At 72.6% G+C, this 16,587-nt stretch carries 20 protein-coding genes; 7 read left to right on the forward strand and 13 right to left on the reverse strand.

What is annotated here, in order from left to right; translation table 11 throughout:
* Both xseA and F8271_RS22530 read left to right on the forward strand, forming a co-directional pair.
* Positions 1–1,165 (forward strand): exodeoxyribonuclease VII large subunit (xseA, locus tag F8271_RS22525; RefSeq protein ID WP_151491813.1); only part of this gene is annotated, 1,165 nt, incomplete at its 5' end.
* 144 nt (positions 1,166–1,309) lie between these two features.
* Positions 1,310–1,531, forward strand: coding sequence for an exodeoxyribonuclease VII small subunit (locus F8271_RS22530; protein ID WP_151491814.1), 222 nt, complete (start codon positions 1,310–1,312; stop codon positions 1,529–1,531).
* Positions 1,532–1,576: 45 nt separating this feature from the next.
* Here the strand turns inward: F8271_RS22530 and F8271_RS22535 are convergent, their stop codons facing one another.
* Genes F8271_RS22535 through F8271_RS22540 form a run of 3 tightly spaced genes read right to left on the reverse strand, consistent with a single transcriptional unit; the run spans position 1,577 to position 3,342 of the window.
* Entirely contained in the window at positions 1,577–2,425 is an 849-nt protein-coding gene (locus tag F8271_RS22535; protein ID WP_151491815.1) for a hypothetical protein, read from the reverse strand.
* An 18-nt stretch (positions 2,426–2,443) separates the two neighbouring features.
* Positions 2,444–2,569, reverse strand: coding sequence for a hypothetical protein (locus F8271_RS33880; RefSeq protein ID WP_255473721.1), 126 nt, complete (start codon positions 2,567–2,569; stop codon positions 2,444–2,446).
* A gap of 50 nt (positions 2,570–2,619) precedes the next feature.
* Entirely contained in the window at positions 2,620–3,342 is a 723-nt protein-coding gene (locus F8271_RS22540) for a DUF4245 domain-containing protein (protein ID WP_151491816.1), read from the reverse strand.
* Positions 3,343–3,498: 156 nt separating this feature from the next.
* Here F8271_RS22540 and glpX point away from each other — a divergent pair, with 156 nt between their 5' ends.
* Positions 3,499–4,530: a class II fructose-bisphosphatase gene (glpX, locus tag F8271_RS22545; RefSeq protein ID WP_151491817.1), complete on the forward strand. Its 1,032-nt coding sequence runs from the start codon at positions 3,499–3,501 to the stop codon at positions 4,528–4,530.
* Positions 4,527–5,498: a DMT family transporter gene (locus F8271_RS22550; RefSeq protein ID WP_151491818.1), complete on the forward strand. Its 972-nt coding sequence runs from the start codon at positions 4,527–4,529 to the stop codon at positions 5,496–5,498. The genes glpX and F8271_RS22550 overlap by 4 nt, the downstream gene beginning before the upstream one ends.
* A 20-nt stretch (positions 5,499–5,518) precedes the next feature.
* On the opposite strand, the gene F8271_RS22555 is transcribed toward F8271_RS22550, so the two are convergent.
* From F8271_RS22555 to F8271_RS22590, 8 genes are all read right to left on the reverse strand, one after another.
* A complete protein-coding gene (locus F8271_RS22555; protein WP_151491819.1) occupies positions 5,519–6,109 on the reverse strand; it encodes a hypothetical protein in 591 nt (196 codons plus the stop codon).
* Complete coding sequence (locus F8271_RS22560) at positions 6,094–7,203, reverse strand: hypothetical protein (RefSeq protein ID WP_151491820.1); 1,110 nt, start codon at positions 7,201–7,203, stop codon at positions 6,094–6,096. The genes F8271_RS22555 and F8271_RS22560 overlap by 16 nt, the downstream gene beginning before the upstream one ends.
* A gap of 65 nt (positions 7,204–7,268) precedes the next feature.
* Positions 7,269–8,237: an NAD(P)/FAD-dependent oxidoreductase gene (locus F8271_RS22565; protein ID WP_151491830.1), complete on the reverse strand. Its 969-nt coding sequence runs from the start codon at positions 8,235–8,237 to the stop codon at positions 7,269–7,271.
* 105 nt (positions 8,238–8,342) lie between these two features.
* Complete coding sequence (locus F8271_RS22570; RefSeq protein WP_151491821.1) at positions 8,343–8,996, reverse strand: rhomboid family intramembrane serine protease; 654 nt, start codon at positions 8,994–8,996, stop codon at positions 8,343–8,345.
* A gap of 115 nt (positions 8,997–9,111) precedes the next feature.
* Positions 9,112–9,789 carry a lytic transglycosylase domain-containing protein gene (locus F8271_RS22575; protein ID WP_151491822.1) on the reverse strand — a complete coding sequence of 226 codons (678 nt, stop codon included), beginning with the start codon at positions 9,787–9,789 and terminating at the stop codon, positions 9,112–9,114.
* A 275-nt stretch (positions 9,790–10,064) separates the two neighbouring features.
* Positions 10,065–11,480, reverse strand: coding sequence for a PhoH family protein (locus F8271_RS22580; RefSeq protein WP_151491823.1), 1,416 nt, complete (start codon positions 11,478–11,480; stop codon positions 10,065–10,067).
* Between the two features lie 401 nt (positions 11,481–11,881).
* On the reverse strand, positions 11,882–12,217 hold the full coding sequence (locus F8271_RS22585) for a hypothetical protein (protein WP_074316807.1): 336 nt from the start codon (positions 12,215–12,217) through the stop codon (positions 11,882–11,884).
* Positions 12,218–12,248: 31 nt separating this feature from the next.
* Positions 12,249–12,593: a hypothetical protein gene (locus F8271_RS22590; protein WP_151491824.1), complete on the reverse strand. Its 345-nt coding sequence runs from the start codon at positions 12,591–12,593 to the stop codon at positions 12,249–12,251.
* Positions 12,594–12,857: 264 nt separating this feature from the next.
* Here F8271_RS22590 and F8271_RS22595 point away from each other — a divergent pair, with 264 nt between their 5' ends.
* From F8271_RS22595 to otsB, 3 genes are all read left to right on the forward strand, one after another.
* On the forward strand, positions 12,858–13,301 hold the full coding sequence (locus F8271_RS22595) for an XRE family transcriptional regulator (RefSeq protein ID WP_151491825.1): 444 nt from the start codon (positions 12,858–12,860) through the stop codon (positions 13,299–13,301).
* A gap of 162 nt (positions 13,302–13,463) precedes the next feature.
* Positions 13,464–13,817 (forward strand): hypothetical protein, encoded by a 354-nt coding sequence (locus F8271_RS22600; RefSeq protein ID WP_151491826.1) that lies wholly within the window; start codon positions 13,464–13,466, stop codon positions 13,815–13,817.
* Positions 13,818–13,884: 67 nt separating this feature from the next.
* Entirely contained in the window at positions 13,885–14,709 is an 825-nt protein-coding gene (otsB, locus tag F8271_RS22605) for a trehalose-phosphatase (RefSeq protein WP_151491827.1), read from the forward strand.
* Positions 14,710–14,719: 10 nt separating this feature from the next.
* Here otsB and F8271_RS22610 read toward each other — a convergent pair whose 3' ends face one another.
* Together F8271_RS22610 and F8271_RS22615 are read right to left on the reverse strand one after the other, a co-directional pair.
* Entirely contained in the window at positions 14,720–15,490 is a 771-nt protein-coding gene (locus tag F8271_RS22610) for an isoprenyl transferase (RefSeq protein ID WP_151491828.1), read from the reverse strand.
* Positions 15,491–15,521: 31 nt separating this feature from the next.
* On the reverse strand, positions 15,522–16,587 hold a 1,066-nt coding region (locus tag F8271_RS22615), incomplete at its 5' end, for an FAD-dependent monooxygenase (RefSeq protein ID WP_151491829.1).

Below are 16,587 nucleotides of genomic sequence, written 5' to 3' on the forward strand. Positions count from 1 at the left end.
GGTCAGCCAGAAGGTGGGGGCCTGGATCGCCAAGCTGGGCTGGGTGTGGGTGGACGGGCAGGTGGCGCAGATCAGCCGCCGCCCCGGTGCCAGCACCGTCTTCCTCACCCTGCGCGACCCATCGGCGGACCTGAGCCTGACCGTCACCACCAACCGGGACGTCCTCGACGCCGGCGCGCCGGAGCTGCGCGAGGGCGCGCGGGTGGTGCTGCACGCCAAGCCGGAGTTCTACGCCGCCCGGGGCACGCTGAGCCTGCGGGCCGACGAGATCCGCCAGGTGGGGCTCGGTGAGCTGCTGGCCCGGCTGGAGAAACTCAAGAAGCTGCTCGCCGCCGAAGGGCTGTTCGACCGGGCCCGCAAACGTCGACTGCCGTTCCTGCCCGGCCGGATCGGCCTGATCACTGGCCGGGCCTCCGCCGCCGAACGGGACGTGCTGACCAACGCCCGGCGGCGCTGGCCGGCCGTGGAGTTCCGCACGGTCAACGTGGCCGTGCAGGGGCCGTCCGCGGTTCCGCAGATCATCGACGCGCTCAAGGTGCTGGACGCCGACCCGAGCATCGAGGTGATCATCATCGCCCGGGGCGGCGGTGGCATCGAGGATCTGCTGCCCTTCTCCGACGAGGCGCTCTGCCGCGCGGTGTTCGGCTGCCGTACGCCGGTGGTCAGCGCGATCGGTCACGAGACGGACGCCCCGCTGATCGACTACGTCGCCGACCTGCGCGCCTCCACCCCGACCGACGCGGCCAAGCGGGTGGTCCCCGACCTCTCCGAGGAGGTACGCCTGATCGGTCAGGCCCGGCATCGCCTCCAGCGGGCGGTACGGCACCTGGTGGACCGGGAGTCCCACCGCCTCGACGGGCTGCGGTCCCGGCCGGTGCTGGCCCGCCCGCAGGTGATGGTCGAGCAGCGGGCGACCGAGCTGACCGCGCTGCGCCAGCGCGCCGGCCGCTGTCTGGAGCACCGGCTCGGCGCCGCCGACGACGAGCTGCGGCACACGTTGGCGCGGCTGCGCGCGCTGTCCCCCGCCGCCACCCTGGACCGGGGGTACGCCATCGTGCAGCGCGCCGACGGCCACGTGGTGCGCGCGGCGGCGGAGGTCGGCAAGGGCGACCCGCTGCGCGTCCGGCTGGCCGAGGGTGAACTGGCCGCCACGGTCGACGGCTGACCGGTCCGGGCGGCGGCTGCGGTCCCCCGTCACGCGAAGGGCCGTCTCCACTCGCACCGCAGAGACGGCAGCAGCCATTCGGATAACACGCCTACCTCCCTGCGCCTGCGACGTGGCCGGGACCGGTGTGATGGGATGGTCCGGATGAGCGACGACACGAAGGCCGGGCCGGACGAGCGGCTCAGCTACGAGCAGGCCCGCGCCGAACTGGCCTCGGTGGTCGAACGGCTGGAGGCCGGCGGTACGTCCCTGGAGGAGTCGCTGGCGCTCTGGGAGCGCGGCGAGGCCCTCGCCGTGATCTGCCAGCGCTGGCTGGACGGTGCCCGGGCGCGGATCGACGCCGCCCGGCAGGATCCCGCCTCCTGAGCGCCCCGGGCAGGGCGGCCGGAGCCGCCCCGCCCGGTGAACGGGTCAGTTGAACAGGCTGTACAGCTCGGCCGGCGCCTCGACGACCTGGTCCGCCGGCGGCTTCTGGGCCGCGGTGGCCGCACCGTAGTCGGAGTACGTCATCCGGATCTCCTGCGCGGCGGTCTGCCCCGCGGCGGGGAGCTGCAGCACCAGCTCGCTGAGCCGGCCCTGCGTGTCCACCTTCGCGGTGAACGGGACGGTCTTCGCCTGGGTGCCGAGGGCGGCGATGGTGGCGGGGTTCAGCGAGCCGGCCTCGGCCGCCTTGGTGACGTCGATGGTGCCCGCGTACGTGCCGGTGCCGGTGCTGCGGACCTCGGTGATGCCCTGGGTCAGCACCGCGCTGCCGGCCGGGTCGACCTTGTCGAAGTCGAAGCCGAGATTGCGGTTGCCCTTGATCCGGGCCTGGTCGAGGTGCTGGTACTTGCCCAGGTTGAGCTGCTTGATGGCGGGCAGGCTGTTGGCGGTGGGGCCGGTCAGCTCCAGCTTCACCCAGCTGTCCGGCTTGAAGTGGATCACGTCGAGCTTCATGGCCAGGTCGGACGAGGGGCCGCCGATGGCGATCTTCATGGCCGCGCTCTGGCTCGGCTGGTGCACCTGGCCCTCAGCGGTGGAGCCGGCGGCGGTCAGGCTGAACCGGAAGTTGCCGTTGCTGACTTCCTTGGTGGAGTCGAGCAGCGCCTGCTTGGCGTCGCCCGCCGCCGGCGCGCCGGACGGGCTCGCCGAGCCGGACGCGCTCACGGTCGGCGAGGCGGTCGATCCGGCGGTGCCGGTGCCGCCGCTGGCGCAGGCGGCCAGGGCAGGCGTGAACAGGGCGGCGGCTACCAGGCCTGCGCCGAGTCGTCGAACAGTCATGCGTGTCTCCCAAGGGGGTCACCCGACGACCAGGTCGGCGCCGGAAACCGGGCGACGCAGCAGCACCGTCGGCTGCGCCGCGCGACCCGGACCGAGCAGCGCGCCCGGATCACTCCCTCCTTGTTCCCTGTCGACACGTCGCACAATCGCCCTTCTGTCCGCTTGTCGCGTGACGACGTCGGACGGGCGACCGGTCAGCGCAGTGCGGCGGCGAGTTCGCGCAGCTCATTATCCCGGGCGTCGCCGACGATGAGCACCGTGCGGGTCGGCTCCAGCAGGACCAGCGCCTGCTGGTTGCCCCGGGCGCTGTAGCGCTGCCAGGTGCGCCCGGCCAGCTCCGTCGGACCCTGCGGCTGGCTCTGGTCGGTCAGCTCGGCGGGGAGCAGCCGCTCGGCGGGCACGCTGCTCTGCACCAGTTGGACGCCCCGCCCCTCCGGCGTGAGGTAGCCGATCCGCAGGTTCGCGCCGCCCTCGACGCTCTGGTATCGGGCGCTGACCGTGCGCCAGTCGGAGCCGAGCCCTTGCGGCTGGCTCACCGGGAAGACGTTTGCCGAGCGGGCCTGTTCGATCGCCGGCGCCGGGTCGACCGTGCTGGCCTGGTCGCCACCGAGGAAGCCCCGGTAGAACGCCAACAGCAGCGCGATCGGGACGAGCAGCACCAGCAGCGAGATCGCCATGTCCTTCGGCGACCGCTCGGACCTGGCGGCCTCCACCCGCGGCGGCGGGGCCGGGCGCTCGCCGGTGTCCGTGGCGGCGTCGCCCCGGCTCGGGTCGGGTTCGACCAGGGCCGGTTCGCCGTCCGGCGGCGTCGTCGGGGAGGTCACGGCAGGCTCACCGGCGGGGACGTCGGCCGGCGGCTGGCCGTCGGGCGGCGTGCGGTCGGCGGGTACGCGGTCGGCTGGCTGTGCGGGTTCCACCCCGTCATCTTCGCAGCCGCCCGACCGGCGGTATCCGGGCCATCACCGCCCCGCGCCGACGCTCGGTCGGCCATCGTGTGAGGATCAGCGACAAAGCCGGCAGCAGGGACCGCCCTGCCACCGGTCGTCCCCGCACCGTCGCGAGGAGGAGCCGTCATGACGAACAGCAGGACGCGGATCCCACAGGATCTCGACCGCAACCTTGCCCTCGACCTGGTCCGGGTCACCGAGGCCGCGGCGATGGCCGCCGGCCGGTGGGTCGGCCGCGGCGACAAGGAGGGCGGTGACGGCGCCGCCGTCGACGCCATGCGCAAGCTGATCAACTCGATCCAGATGCGCGGTGTCGTGGTTATCGGCGAGGGCGAGAAGGACAACGCGCCGATGCTCTTCAACGGCGAACACGTCGGCGACGGCACCGGCCCGGAGGTGGACGTCGCCGTCGACCCGGTCGACGGCACCACGCTGATGAGCAAGGGCATGCCGAACGCCGTCGCGGTGCTCGCCGTCTCCGAGCGCGGCGCGATGTTCGACCCGAGCGCGGTCTTCTACATGGAGAAGCTGGCGGTCGGCCCGGCGTACGCCGACGTGATCGACATCAACGCCGGGGTGGCCGAGAACGTGCGCCGGATCGCGAAGGTCAAGGGCACCGACGTCTCCGAGGTGACGGTCTGCGTGCTGGACCGCAGCCGCCACGACGACCTGGTCACCCAGATCCGCCGGACCGGGGCCGGCATCCGGTTCATCTCCGACGGGGACATCGCCGGCTCCATCGCGGCGGCGCGGGGCGAGTCGGACGTCGACGTGCTGATGGGCATCGGCGGCACGCCCGAGGGCATCATCTCGGCCTGCGCGTTGAAGTGCATGGGCGGTGCGATGCAGGCCAAGCTCTGGCCGCGCGACGCCGAGGAGCGGGAGAAGGCGCTCGCCGCCGGGCACGACCTGGACCGGGTGCTGGGCACCGACGACCTGGTCACCGGGGACAACTGCTTCTTCGTGGCCACCGGCGTCACCTCCGGCGACCTGCTGCGCGGGGTGCGGTACCGGGCCGGCGGCGCGTACACCCAGTCGATCGTGATGCGCTCGAAGAGCGGCACGATCCGGGTCATCGACTCGTACCACCGGCTGGAGAAGCTGGCGCTCTACTCGGCGGTCGACTTCGACGGTCGGCCGCTGGCCGAGCAGGAGTGACCACCACCGGCGCCGCGACACCGCAGGCCCTCTCCGCGACCCGTCGGATCGCCGGTGTCGCGTTGGCGTCGGTCTCCGGGGTCGCGGTGGCGGTGCAGTCCCGCATCAACGGCGAGCTGGGGGTACGCCTGGCCGACGGATTCGCCGCGGCGGTGGTCTCGTTCGGGCTGGGTCTGCTGGTGCTGCTGGTGCTGGTGCCCGCCACCCCCGGTGGGCGAAGGGGCCTGGTCGCGGTGCGGCGCGCGCTCGCGACGGGCACGCTGCGGCCGTGGCAGTGCCTCGGCGGCGTGTGCGGGGCGTTCCTGGTGGCCACCCAGGGGCTCACCATCGGATCGCTCGGTGTGGCGCTCTTCACCGTGGCGGTGGTCGCCGGTCAGTCCGGCAGCAGCCTCGCGGTGGACCGGGCCGGCATCGGGCCGACCGGACGGCAGCCGATCACCCGGCAGCGGCTGGCCGGGGCGGTGCTCACCGTGCTCGCGGTCGGCCTGGCGGTCGGTGACCGGCTCGGTGACCCGGGCATGCTGGTGCTGGCCGTGCTGCCGCTGCTGGCGGGGGTCGGCATCGCCTGGCAGCAGGCCGTCAACGGGCGGGTACGGGCGGCGGCCGACAGCGCGTTGACCGCCACGCTTGTCAACTTCGCCGTGGGCACGACCACCCTGCTCGTCGCGTTCGCGATCGACACCGCCGTACGCGGTTGGCCGGCCGGCCACCTGCCGAGCGAGCCGTGGCTCTATCTGGGCGGCCCGATCGGCATCGTGTTCATCGCGGTCGCCGCCGCGATCGTGCGTTTCACGGGTGTGCTGCTGCTCGGCCTGGCCACCATCGCCGGCCAGATCGTGGGGGCGGTCCTGCTCGACCTGCTGCTGCCCACGGCGGCCTCGCACCCCGGCCTGAACACCCTGCTCGGGGCGGCGCTGACCATGGTGGCCGTGCTGATCGCCGCGCTGGCGCCACCCGCCCGACGCTGACCAGCCCGACCACCGAACGGTCAGCGCGGTGGCAGCCGGGACGGGTAGGGCGGATCGGGCACCGCCGGCGGGCGCGGAGGGTGCGGCGGATGCGGATAGGGCGGATACGCATAGGGCGCGTTCGGATAGGGCGGGTACGGCGGGCGCGGCCGGTATCGGCGCTCGAACGCGCGGGCCGGATCGACCAGCCGGGCGATTCGGATGGCCAGCAGCACGCCCGGCACCGTGACCAGCAGGGCGAGTGCCACCGCGGCCCTGGTCTGCGGTGGGTTGCCGACCAGCCAACCGGCGAGCGGCAACCCGGACAGCAGCGCGGTGAGCAGGAGCCCGGTCAGCGCCCAACCGATCCACGAGGACGATCCGCCCTGGTAGCGGGCCCGGACGAGCAGAGCTGCCGCTGTCAGCACGCCCAGCGGCAGGGTGACAGCCGTCAGGGCCATGAACGTGAGGCCGTCGTCGTCACGGCCCCAGACCGCGGCCAACACGATCGCCGCGATCAGCATCGACAGGCCACCGGCGAACCCCCACCAGCGTGGACCTTCACCACGGCGGATCGCCAGGTGACCGGCGAGCACGGTGACCGCGCAGCCGAGGGTCAGCGCGAGCGCCACGGCGAGCAGCAGGTCGGTCTGGCGGTCACCGGGGCCGCCGCCATCGAGTGGGGGCGGCTCTTCCCAGCGGGCCTCCCCTGAGTACCCCTCAAGGAAGCCGTCCCGTCGCCACCCGCCGTCCGGCGCAGGATGCCGTCGCGTCCGTTGGCGACCAGCACCTCGTGGCCACCGCCGGCGGCGGGATAGACGACCAGATCGCGGGAGGCGAAGTGCCGCCGGACGTCGCCCGGGTTGGAGGACCTGCGGGCCAGCTCCTCGCGGCGCGCGTCCGACACCTCCCAGGCCACCTGCCAGGTCACGCCAGCGTCGTCACTCTGCTCCACCCGCAGGTGACCGGCGACCGCCCGGTAGCACCGCTGCGGCTCGGCCGGCACGCACGCCTGCCGCTGGCCGGCGCCCTGGCTGTACAGGCGCTGCTCCTCGGCTTCGGTGGCCGGCCGCCAGGTGATTCCCCGGTCCGCGCTGACCGACCACGAACCCTCGGCCGGCCGGGTCGGCCAGTCCCGGCTGGTGAACCCCGAGCCGGACGAGATCGCCGGTTGCCCGTCGAGCAGCGCGGTGCTCACGGCGTAGGGGTACTGAACCGCGCTGGTGGCGGCCACCGCCAGCACCGCGGGCGGGAGCACCACCAGCAGACGGGTGAGCCGAGCGGTCCGTCGACGCACCGGGCGGCGACGCGCGCGCGTCCAACTCCACCAGGCCAGCGCGAGCGCCGGCAGGGTGAGCAGGTCGGTCCGGTCGGCCCGGACCAGCGACGGCCCGGCCAGCACGGTCCAGGCGGAGGAGGCCAGCTCGGCGGCGTACCCGATGGATTTGACGGCCGCGAACCCGGCGCCCACCGAAACCAGACCGACCAGCGCGGCGGCCCGGGGCGCCAACCGCGGCACCAGCAGGGTCAGCAGCACCGCGACCAGCGCAGGAGCGTGCACCAGGCCGGCGACGTCACTCAGCTTGCCGGTCAGCGGGCCGGGAAAGGTCTGCTTGAGTACGTGGTCGTTGACCAGCAGCAGGACCAGGGCGATCACGGTGGTGGGGTGGCAGAGCCAGGACAGTGTCGTCGGTGCGCCGTCACGTGGTGTCTCCGGACCCGTCATCCATTCAGGATCCGGTCGGCCCGTCTCGAACCGGACACGGGTTGGTCTGTGTCCGGTACCGACGGTCAGCCGGCGTCGGAGGAGTGCCCGGGGAACAGGTGGGCGCTCGGGTCGATGGCCACCGCCGCGTTGTTGACGGCCGTGGCCGCCTCACCGAACCCGGTGGCGATCAACCGGACCTTGCCCGGGTACTCGGTGATGTCGCCGGCCGCGAAGACCCGGGGCAGGTTCGTGGCCATCGCGCTGTCCACCAGGATGTGCCGGCGGTCCAGCCGCAGCCCCCACTCCGCGAGCGGGCCCAGGTCGGCGGTGAAGCCGAGCGCGGCGACCACGGTGTCGACCGGCAACGTCTCGGTCGCGCCACCGCGCACGGTCACCTCGGCGCCGGTCACGGCACCCTCGCCGAACAGCCGGGTGACCTCGGCGTTGACCACCACACGCACCGGCAGGGACAGCACCCGGGCGACCGTCGAGGCGTGCGCCCGGAACTTCTCCCGCCGGTGGACGAGCGTCACCGAACGGGCCAGTGGTTGCAGTGCCAACGCCCAGTCGAAGGCCGAGTCACCGCCGCCGACGATCAGCACGTCCCGGTCGGTCAACTCGGCCGGTTCGGTGACGAAGTAGACGATCCCGGTACCGGGCGCGGCGTCGGCGCAGGGCAGCGGCCGCGGGCTGAAGCTGCCCAGCCCGCCGGTGACCACCACGGCGCCGCAGCCGAGCTGCTCACCACCGGCCAGACCGAGCACCGGCCGCTCACCGGCGTAGGAGAGCTTCTCCGCCCGAGTGCCGAGCAGGTACCGCGGGGCGAACGGCGCGGCCTGGGCGACCAGGTTGGCCACCAGGTCGCGGCCCTTCACGGCGGGAAACCCGGCCACGTCCAGGATCAGCTTCTCCGGGTACATGGCGGTGACCTGACCACCGGGCTCGGGCAGCGCGTCGATCACCGCCACGGACAACCCGCGGAATCCGGCGTAGTACGCGGCGAAGAGGCCGGCCGGACCGGCCCCGATCACAGCGATGTCGACCTCGCGCATGGCGTACCGTCGCTTTCCGCTCACGGATCAACGCTTGCTGATCTCGACCGTAGGCGGGTGGCAGCGGTCGGGCAAGCATGTCCCAGAGGCGCGCCGAAGACCAGGTCAGGGCAGGCTGAGCGTGGACCCCGAGTAGTCCGGGCCGTCCACGGCCGGCCGGCGGCGGCGGAACAAGATCGCCGCGACCACCCCACCGAGCAGCCCGAACAGGTGCCCCTGCCAGGAGATCCGCTCGTCGGTGGGGAGGATGCCGACGAGTTGCCAGCCGTAGAGCAGGCCGACCAGCAGGAAGACCGCGAAGTTCCACCAACTGCGCTCGACGATGCCCCGGGTGAGCAGGATGCCCAGGTACCCGAAGATCACCCCGCTGGCACCGACCACCACCGAGTTGGGCGAGCCGGTGAACCACACACCGAGCCCGCTGACCAGGATGATGACCAGGGTCGACCAGAGGAAGCGGCGGGCACCGGCGGCCAGCACGAAGGTGCCGAGCAGGATCAACGGGATGCTGTTGCTGTACAGGTGGTCGAAGCCGTGGTGCAGGAACGGGGAGAAGAAGACCCCGTCCAGGCCGTCGATGCGGTGCGGGATGATGCCGGCCGTGGCGTCCAGGCCGAACGCGAGGCCCTGGTCGGCGGCCTCGATGAGGAAGAGGAACGGGACCACCGCGCACATGGCGACGAAGGCCCGGCCGAGCGCGGCGTAGAACGCCTCGGTGCCGAACCGGTACGGGTCGCCGCTTGGCGGGTGCAGGCTCACCCCCCAACTGCTATCAGCAAAAGGGGCCGACCGCCACTCACGTCCCGCCCGCTCGCCCAGGAGTACGCGCGACGGCGGGGCGGGTGAACCTCCACCCGCCCCGCCGTCGACACCGTCAGTAGTGCCCGTTGTTCTGGAAGTAGCTCCAGGCACCGCAGGGCGTCTTGTACCTGCCCTTGATGTAGCCCAGTCCCCACTTGATCTGGGTGGCCGGGTTCGTCTTCCAGTCGTCCGCGACCGAGCCCATCTTGCTGCCCGGCAACGCCTGCGCGATGCCGTACGCACCGGAGGAGGCGTTGCTGGCCTTGTGGTTCCAGCCGCTCTCCTTGGTCCAGAGCTTCTCCAGGCAGGGGAATTCGGCGATGCCGAAGCCCGCGTCGATCATCAACGCGCAACCGGTCTTACGGTTGCCGCTGTACTCCGCGCACGACGCCGGGATCGGGCCGTCGTACGGCTTGGCGGCCGCGTTGGCGGCGTCGCGCTCGCGCTTGCGGGATGCCGCGGCGGCCTCGGCCCGGCGAGCCCGTTCGGCGGCCTCCTTGGCTGCCTGCGCCGCCCGCAGCTTGGCCTGGTACTCGGCGGCCCGCTGCCGGGCGAACGCCACCTGGTGGGCGGCCTGCCGCTCGCGCTGGTACGCGAAGTCGGCCCGGTCGACCTCCAGGCTGACCTGCTCGGTCAGCCCCTGTTGCTGGGTTTCCCGGTCTTCGCCCAGGTAGAAGCCACCGGCAACGCCCACGGAGAGCAGCGCGACAGCGGCCGTACGGGCGCCCAACCGGCTCCACAGCCGACTCACGAAGTGGTCCCTTCGTCGGGTGCAAGGACGCGGCGCGGTGCCGGCCCACCTGGCCGCCGACCGTTCCGCGAGCGCCCCGACCGGTTGCCGGTCGCGCCGACGCACCGACCTTCGCCGATATCGCCCCGCTCGGGACGAACGATCACCAGCGATACCTGTGGTGCGTGGGCGCTCGTGGGACACCATCGCGCACAGTGAGGCCGATGGGAAACCAGCCGGCGTGTTTGTGATCTGCGCCACACGTAAAATGCGGACGAAACCCTACATAAGCACCATCAAAGCGGGATGTCCTCCAGAAGATCCGTCACCATCGCGGCGATCGGCGACCGCTCCGACCGGCTGAGCGTGACGTGGGCGAAGAGCGGATGGCCCTTGAGCGCCTCGATCACCGCGGTCACCCCGTCGTGGCGCCCGACCCGCAGATTGTCGCGCTGAGCCACATCGTGGGTGAGCACGACCCGGGAACCCTGACCGATCCGGGACAGCACGGTCAACAGGACCCCCCGCTCCAGCGACTGGGCCTCATCCACGATCACGAAGGCGTCGTGCAGGCTGCGCCCCCGGATGTGGGTCAGCGGCAGCACCTCGAGGATGCCCCGCGAGGTGACCTCCTCCAACACGTTCTCGTGCACCACCGCGCCGAGCGTGTCGAAGACCGCCTGGGCCCACGGCGACATCTTCTCCGACTCCGAACCGGGCAGGTAGCCCAACTCCTGACCGCCGACGGCGTACAGCGGGCGGAACACGATCACCTTCTTGTGCCGGCGACGCTCCATCACCGCCTCCAGGCCCGCGCAGAGCGCCAACGCCGACTTGCCGGTGCCGGCCCGCCCGCCCAGCGAGACGATCCCGATCGACTCGTCCAGCAGCAGGTCGAGGGCGACCCGCTGCTCGGCCGAGCGGCCGTGCAGCCCGAACGCCTCCCGGTCGCCCCGGACCAACCGCACCGACTTGTCCGGCAGCACCCGGCCCAGCGCGGAGCCCCGCCCGGAGTGCAGCACCAGGCCGGTGTGGCACGGCAGCCCGGCCGCCTCGTCGACGTCGAGCGTCTCCCCGGCGTACAACGAGGAGATCTGCTCCTCACCCAGCTCCAGCTCGGACATGCCGGTCCAGGTCGGGTCGCTGGCCTGGCCGTGCCGGTACTCGTCGGCCCGCAGGCCCACCGAGGCGGCCTTGACCCGCAGCGGCATGTCCTTGCTGACCAGCGTGACGTCCCGCCCCTCCGCGGCGAGGTTGAGCGCCACGGAGAGGATCCGGGCGTCGTTGCTCTCGGTGCGGAAACCCGGCGGCAGGACCCCGTCGTCGGTGTGGTTCAGCTCCACCCGCAGGGTGCCGCCGACGTCGTTGGCGGGCACCGGCGTGTCCAGGCGGCCGTGCCGGATGCGCAGTTCGTCGAGCATCCGCAGCGACTGCCGGGCGAACCAGCCCAGCTCCGGATGGTGCCGCTTGCCCTCCAACTCGGTGATGACCACCAGCGGCAGCACCACCTCGTGCTCGGCGAACCGGTGGAACGCCGCCGGATCGGAGAGCAGCACGGACGTGTCCAGGACGAACGCCTGGCCTGCTGGTCGCGGCTCCTTGGGGTCGGCCGGCGCGGTCGCCGCCGTACGGCGGCTCCTGGTGGCACGGCGGGTCGTGGCAGTCGCGGCCGGGGTCTGATCGGCACCGGCGGTGGTACGGCGAGTCGTCACAGGCCTGCTCCGACGGATGGGCACCCGCCACCCGTGTTCCGCCTCCTCCGGTGCCCGGGGACACGGGGTCGGATGCGGAACCCCGTGTGCGAGGTCGCAGATCCGGGCGGACCGGCTGGCCCGGGAGAACCCCGTGCCATGCCTAGACGCTAGCGGCGGCGGCCCGTCGCGGCTAGAGGGCGACCGTGGATCTTCGGGAGACGAGCGGTGAACGCCGCGCACGCCGGTCGGGCGGGCGCGGCGGATCCGGCCGGGATGCATGCCCCCTGCGCGCATCCCGGCCGGTGGGGCCACCGTCACCGGTCTGACGTGACCCCGACGGTGCGTGTCCGCCGCGGACGACGCACCGCGATCATGGCGCCGGTCGGCGGGTCCGCGCTGGTGGCGGCCCGCCGGCCGGCTCAGCCGGTACGTCGAACGAGCGTGCCGGTCGGGTGCCGCCCGGTGATCGGGGCGGCCGGCGCGGTGAACGACGAGCCGGTGTAGGTGGTGCCGGGGCGGGCCACGGTGCCGGCCGAGCGCACGACACCGGCCGGGGAGACCGACAGGGCGGAGGCGATCGCCGCCTGGGCGTCGCGTCGCCGCCGGTTCCAGGCGCCCCGGTCACCGTCGAAGTAGCCCTGCCGGTAGCCGAAGCGGTAGCCGATGCGGTAGCTGAGCTGCCCGTGCAGCCGTCCGGCCGCGTAGCTGGTGGCGCCGAGCACCAGGACGAGGAAGACCGCGAGGAACGGGCTCATCGGGCGGCCCCGGCCCGGCCCGGTCGCCGGATCATCGCTCCTCCGGCTCGACGGTGGTGGGGTCCGCGACCAGCAACCGGTCCAGGTCGTCGGTGCTGACCTCCTCCACCAGTTCGACGCTGATCCGGCAGCCGTCCAGCACGACCTCGGCCACCGAGGACCGGCGGATCTCGCCGCCGGCGTCGTACACGCGGACGCTCAGCTCCGGGCAGCCGAGATGGGTACGCCAGGCGTTCCACTCGGTGCGGTCGCCGACGCTCAGCGACAGATAGCGGCAGCCTCGGGCGAGGTAGAGGCGCCAGGGGGCGGTCAGCCCGGCGGCGACCCCCTCGGCGATCAACCCGAAGGCCTGGGCGCGGGTGGCGAGCTCGGTCACCACACCCCCTCGGCACCGGGGGCGTGACGCATGTGAGCACCAGTCGTCTCATGCACGTGACACACCGTAGGTTGTCCCATGAGCGTGACAGTATCAGCTTTTCGTCCGTTTACCTTCACCACTACGGGCATCTATTCTGCCCGGGTGACACCCCTCAAGAGTGGCGCTGGATCGTTTACCGGAAACCCGAGGAACCCGTCACGTTCACGTGACAGTGGCGCGCCCGGGCGCGCGCCCGCCGCCGCCTCGCCGTACCGTCACGGGGTGACCGAGACGGCCAATGCGCGGAAGATCGCCTTCGCCACCTTCGTCCGGCGCGCGCTCGACGAGGCGCGGGCGACGCGGGCCTGGAGCGGCACCGAGGTGTCGCGGCGCACCGGCGTCTCCCGGCAGACCATCAACCGGTGGGTCCGGGGCGACTGGGCCAGCGACCCGGAGGCCGAACGGGTGGTCGCCTTCTGCGAGGGCCTGGGCCTCAATCCGGCCGCCGCCTTCGCCGCGCTCGACTGGGACCGCACCGCGACCGGCCCGCGCGCCGGCCAACCCGCCCCTCCGATGGACCCCGACGTGGAGGCGCTGCTGCGCCGGCTGGTCGACCCCGACGTCTCGGACGCGGAGAAGTTCCACATCCGCGAAACCATCAGATACCTCGCGTACCGCCCAACGTTGCCGGTCGATGTCCGAAAAAGAGGGAATCAAGCAGGGTAGTTCCTCAGATGGCGAAAGAACGCCTGGTCAGGTTCATTCGTTTCGCTCCGGGGCCGGAACGGGCACGCTAGCGTCCCTACTCGTACTGCTTGGGCTCGTCATCGGCGGGGGGACGGGACAAGGCCGAACCCAGCCCTGCGGGACAGAAGGAGGGGTCTGTCCATGACCCTGAAGTGGTTGGCAGTCGTGGTCGCAACCGTGTCGATGACACTGGGGGCGACCGGCAACGTGGTGACCCTCGTGGTCAATGGCGGGCAGCTTCCGCTGCTCGTCAACCTTCTCGTGCTCACCAGCGCCAGCATGGCGGTCATCCTGGCCGTCGTCGCCGAGCTGCACGAGCGCCTCAACGACCGGATCAGCGCACTCACCGAGTTCCTGGTGGCACGACTCAACGAGATCGAGAACCACACCGGGGACCGCAACACCGGCTTCGTGGAGGGCTACCTGCTGAGCCACGGCCAGGAGGCGGCGGTGGTGCCGTTCGGGCGTCGCGGACGGGGAGCCGCCGAACGGTGACCGTGAGCCGCCGAGCGCGTCCGCTCGGCCAGGAATGAGCCCCCATCGCCGGGGTACGCTGACGCGCGTGCCGCCGTTGAATCTGGGCAATCAGCAGCCGAGGACCCCGTTGAACGCCGACCAGGCCTGGCGAACCACCGCCGACCGGGCCGCCGGGACGGTCCTCTTCTTCGACTTCGACGGCACGCTCGCGCCCGTCGACGACGACCCGACCGCGGTACGCCCCGCACCGAAGGCGCTGGCCGCGATCGAGGCGCTGGCCCCGATCGTGCAACGGGTCGCGATCGTCTCCGCCCGACCGGTCGAGTTCCTCCGGGTACGCCTCGGCGGACTGGCCGGCGTGGACCTCTACGGCCTCTACGGCCTGGAGCACAGCCACTCCGGTGGCGAGACCGTCACCGAGCCCGCCGCGCTGCCCTGGGTGCCGACCATGGCCGAGCTGGCCGACCTGGCCCGTACGGAGCTGCCGCCGGGCACCCTCGTCGAGTTCAAGCGGCTCTCCGTGGCGCTGCACTGGCGTACCGCGCCGCAGCTCGGCTCGACCGTCCAGCAGTGGGGGCAGGCCCAGGCCGACCGCCTGGGGCTGCGGGTGCAGGCCGGGCGGATGGTGCTGGAGCTCAAGCCCCCGGTCGACCGGGACAAGGGCATGGTGATCGGCGAGGTCGTCCGGGACGCCACCGGCGCCTGGTATTTCGGTGACGACGTCTCGGACATCAAGGCGTTCGCCGCGCTGCGCGCCCGGGCCGCCGCCGACCCGCACTTCTTCGGCGTCTGCGTCGCGGTCGCCAACCCGGAAACCGGCCACGAGGTGGCCAACGCCGCCGACCTCACCATCGAGTCCCCGGCCGCCCTGGGTGACTTCCTCACCCAGGCGCTCACCCACCTGCCCTGACGGGCTCGGCTCAGGCCCCGTAGCGGCGCTGGCGCGTGGCGTACGAGCGCAGTGCCCGCAGAAAGTCGATGTGCCGGAAGTCCGGCCAGTTGAGTTCGCAGAAGTAGAACTCCGAGTGCGCGGACTGCCACAGCATGAAGCCGGACAGCCGCTGCTCACCGCTGGTGCGGATGACCAGGTCGGGGTCGGGTTGGCCGCGGGTGTAGAGGTGCTCGGAGATGTGCTCGACGTCCAGCACCTCGGCCAGCTCCTCGATGGTGCCGCCGGAGGCCGCGTGCTCCAGCAGGAGCGAGCGGACCGCGTCGGTGATCTCCCGCCGGCCGCCGTAGCCCACCGCGATGTTGACCTCCGCGCCGCCGCTGCGCTCGCGGGTGCGCTCCTCGGCGCCCTTGAGCGCCGCCGCGGTCTGCGCCGGCAGCAGGTCGAGCGCGCCGACGATACGCAGCCGCCACGGGTTGCCGTCCTCGGCCAGCTCCACCACCAGATCCTCGATGATCTTCAGCAGTGGATCCAGTTCACTGGCCGGGCGGCGCAGGTTGTCGGTGGCCAGCAGGTAGAGGGTCACGTGCCCGATGCCGGCCTGGTCGCACCAGCCGAGCACATGCTTGATCTTCGCCGCGCCGACCCGGTGCCCGTCGTTCGGGTCGACGAAGCCCATCTCCCTCGCCCAGCGGCGGTTGCCGTCGCACATCACCCCGACGTGTCGGGGCACCGGCTTACCCGCGAGCTTCGCCGTGAGGCGGCGCTCGTACACGGAGTAGATAAGGTTCCGCAGCGTCATCACCTAGCAGCGTAGCGACCCGCCAGCCGGATCACCGCCGGGGAGGCCGATCCCCGCCGGGCAGACCGGCACCGATCATGGCCAGGGTGCGGGCGGTAAGCCGCCCGTCACCCAGCCCCAATTCGACCACGTCGTCGAATACCCGGTCGTCGCGGCGCGCCGCCCGCACCGCCGCGTCGACCACCCTCCGTCGTCGCGCCAGCCAGGCGGCCACCGAGCTGTGCCGCAGATGGGTGCCGAGACGGCGGCGCAACCCGTCGGCATAGCGGCGCGCGGCGGTCTCGGGCGCGCGGGCGGCCGCCGTACCGGCCAGCGCCCCGGAGAGCAGCGCGTAGAAGATGCCCTCCCCGGTGAACGGATTGATCAGCGACAGCGCGTCACCGGCCAGCAGCGTCCGACCCTGCCCCGGCGCCGGCCGGTGGGTGGACAGCGGCAGGTGGTGGGCGCGCAGCGCGGTCACCGTCGCCAGATCGGTGCCGGGCAGCAGCGCGGCCAGCCGATCCAGCAGGTAACCCCGGCTCAGCGGCTCGCCGCGCAGCACCTCCCCGTACCCGACGTTCGCCCGCCCGTCGCCGATCGGAAAGGACCAGGCGTACGCCGGCCAGCGCGCCTGCGACGTGACGATGAGCTGCTCGGACGGGCCGGGCAAGGCCGGCGCGTACCCCCGGATGGCCAACGCCAGGTGCCGGTCGGGGTTCGGGCGGTGGCCGAGGGCGCGACGTACCACCGAGCCGGCGCCGTCCGCGCCGACCACCACCCGGCCGGACACCTCCCCGTCGAGCACCACCCGGTCCGCCCGGGGCTCGACCCGGCGCACGGCGTGCCGCCGCAACTGCGCGCCGGCGGCCACCGCAGCCGCCACCAGCCGCGCGTCGAAGACCTCCCGGGGCACGGTGTACGCCGGTCGGGGCAGCGCCCGCGCCACCGACCCGCCACCGGGGGCGACCATGCGCAGCGCGGGCAGCGGGGCGTAGCCGGCCATCGCCTCGGGCACCCCCAGCTCGGCGAGCACATCCACCGAGTGGGCCGCGATCCCGTCGCCGCACGCCTTGTCCCGGGGAAAGTCGGCCCGGTCCAGCAGCAGCACACTCGCACCG

The organism is Micromonospora sp. ALFpr18c (genome assembly GCF_008868155.1).
Classification (GTDB): Bacteria; Actinomycetota; Actinomycetes; order Mycobacteriales; family Micromonosporaceae; genus Micromonospora.

What these genes read in the sequence shown, in the direction of transcription:
- F8271_RS22530 (WP_151491814.1), top strand. Translation starts at nt 1,310, where the DNA reads ATGAGCGACGACACGAAGGCCGGGCCGGACGAGCGGCTCAGCTACGAG.
- F8271_RS22535 (WP_151491815.1), bottom strand. Translation starts at nt 2,425, where the DNA reads ATGACTGTTCGACGACTCGGCGCAGGCCTGGTAGCCGCCGCCCTGTTC.
- glpX (WP_151491817.1), top strand. Translation starts at nt 3,499, where the DNA reads ATGACGAACAGCAGGACGCGGATCCCACAGGATCTCGACCGCAACCTT.
- F8271_RS22560 (WP_151491820.1), bottom strand. Translation starts at nt 7,203, where the DNA reads ATGACGGGTCCGGAGACACCACGTGACGGCGCACCGACGACACTGTCC.
- F8271_RS22565 (WP_151491830.1), bottom strand. Translation starts at nt 8,237, where the DNA reads ATGCGCGAGGTCGACATCGCTGTGATCGGGGCCGGTCCGGCCGGCCTC.
- F8271_RS22585 (WP_074316807.1), bottom strand. Translation starts at nt 12,217, where the DNA reads ATGAGCCCGTTCCTCGCGGTCTTCCTCGTCCTGGTGCTCGGCGCCACC.
- F8271_RS22600 (WP_151491826.1), top strand. Translation starts at nt 13,464, where the DNA reads ATGACCCTGAAGTGGTTGGCAGTCGTGGTCGCAACCGTGTCGATGACA.
- F8271_RS22610 (WP_151491828.1), bottom strand. Translation starts at nt 15,490, where the DNA reads ATGACGCTGCGGAACCTTATCTACTCCGTGTACGAGCGCCGCCTCACG.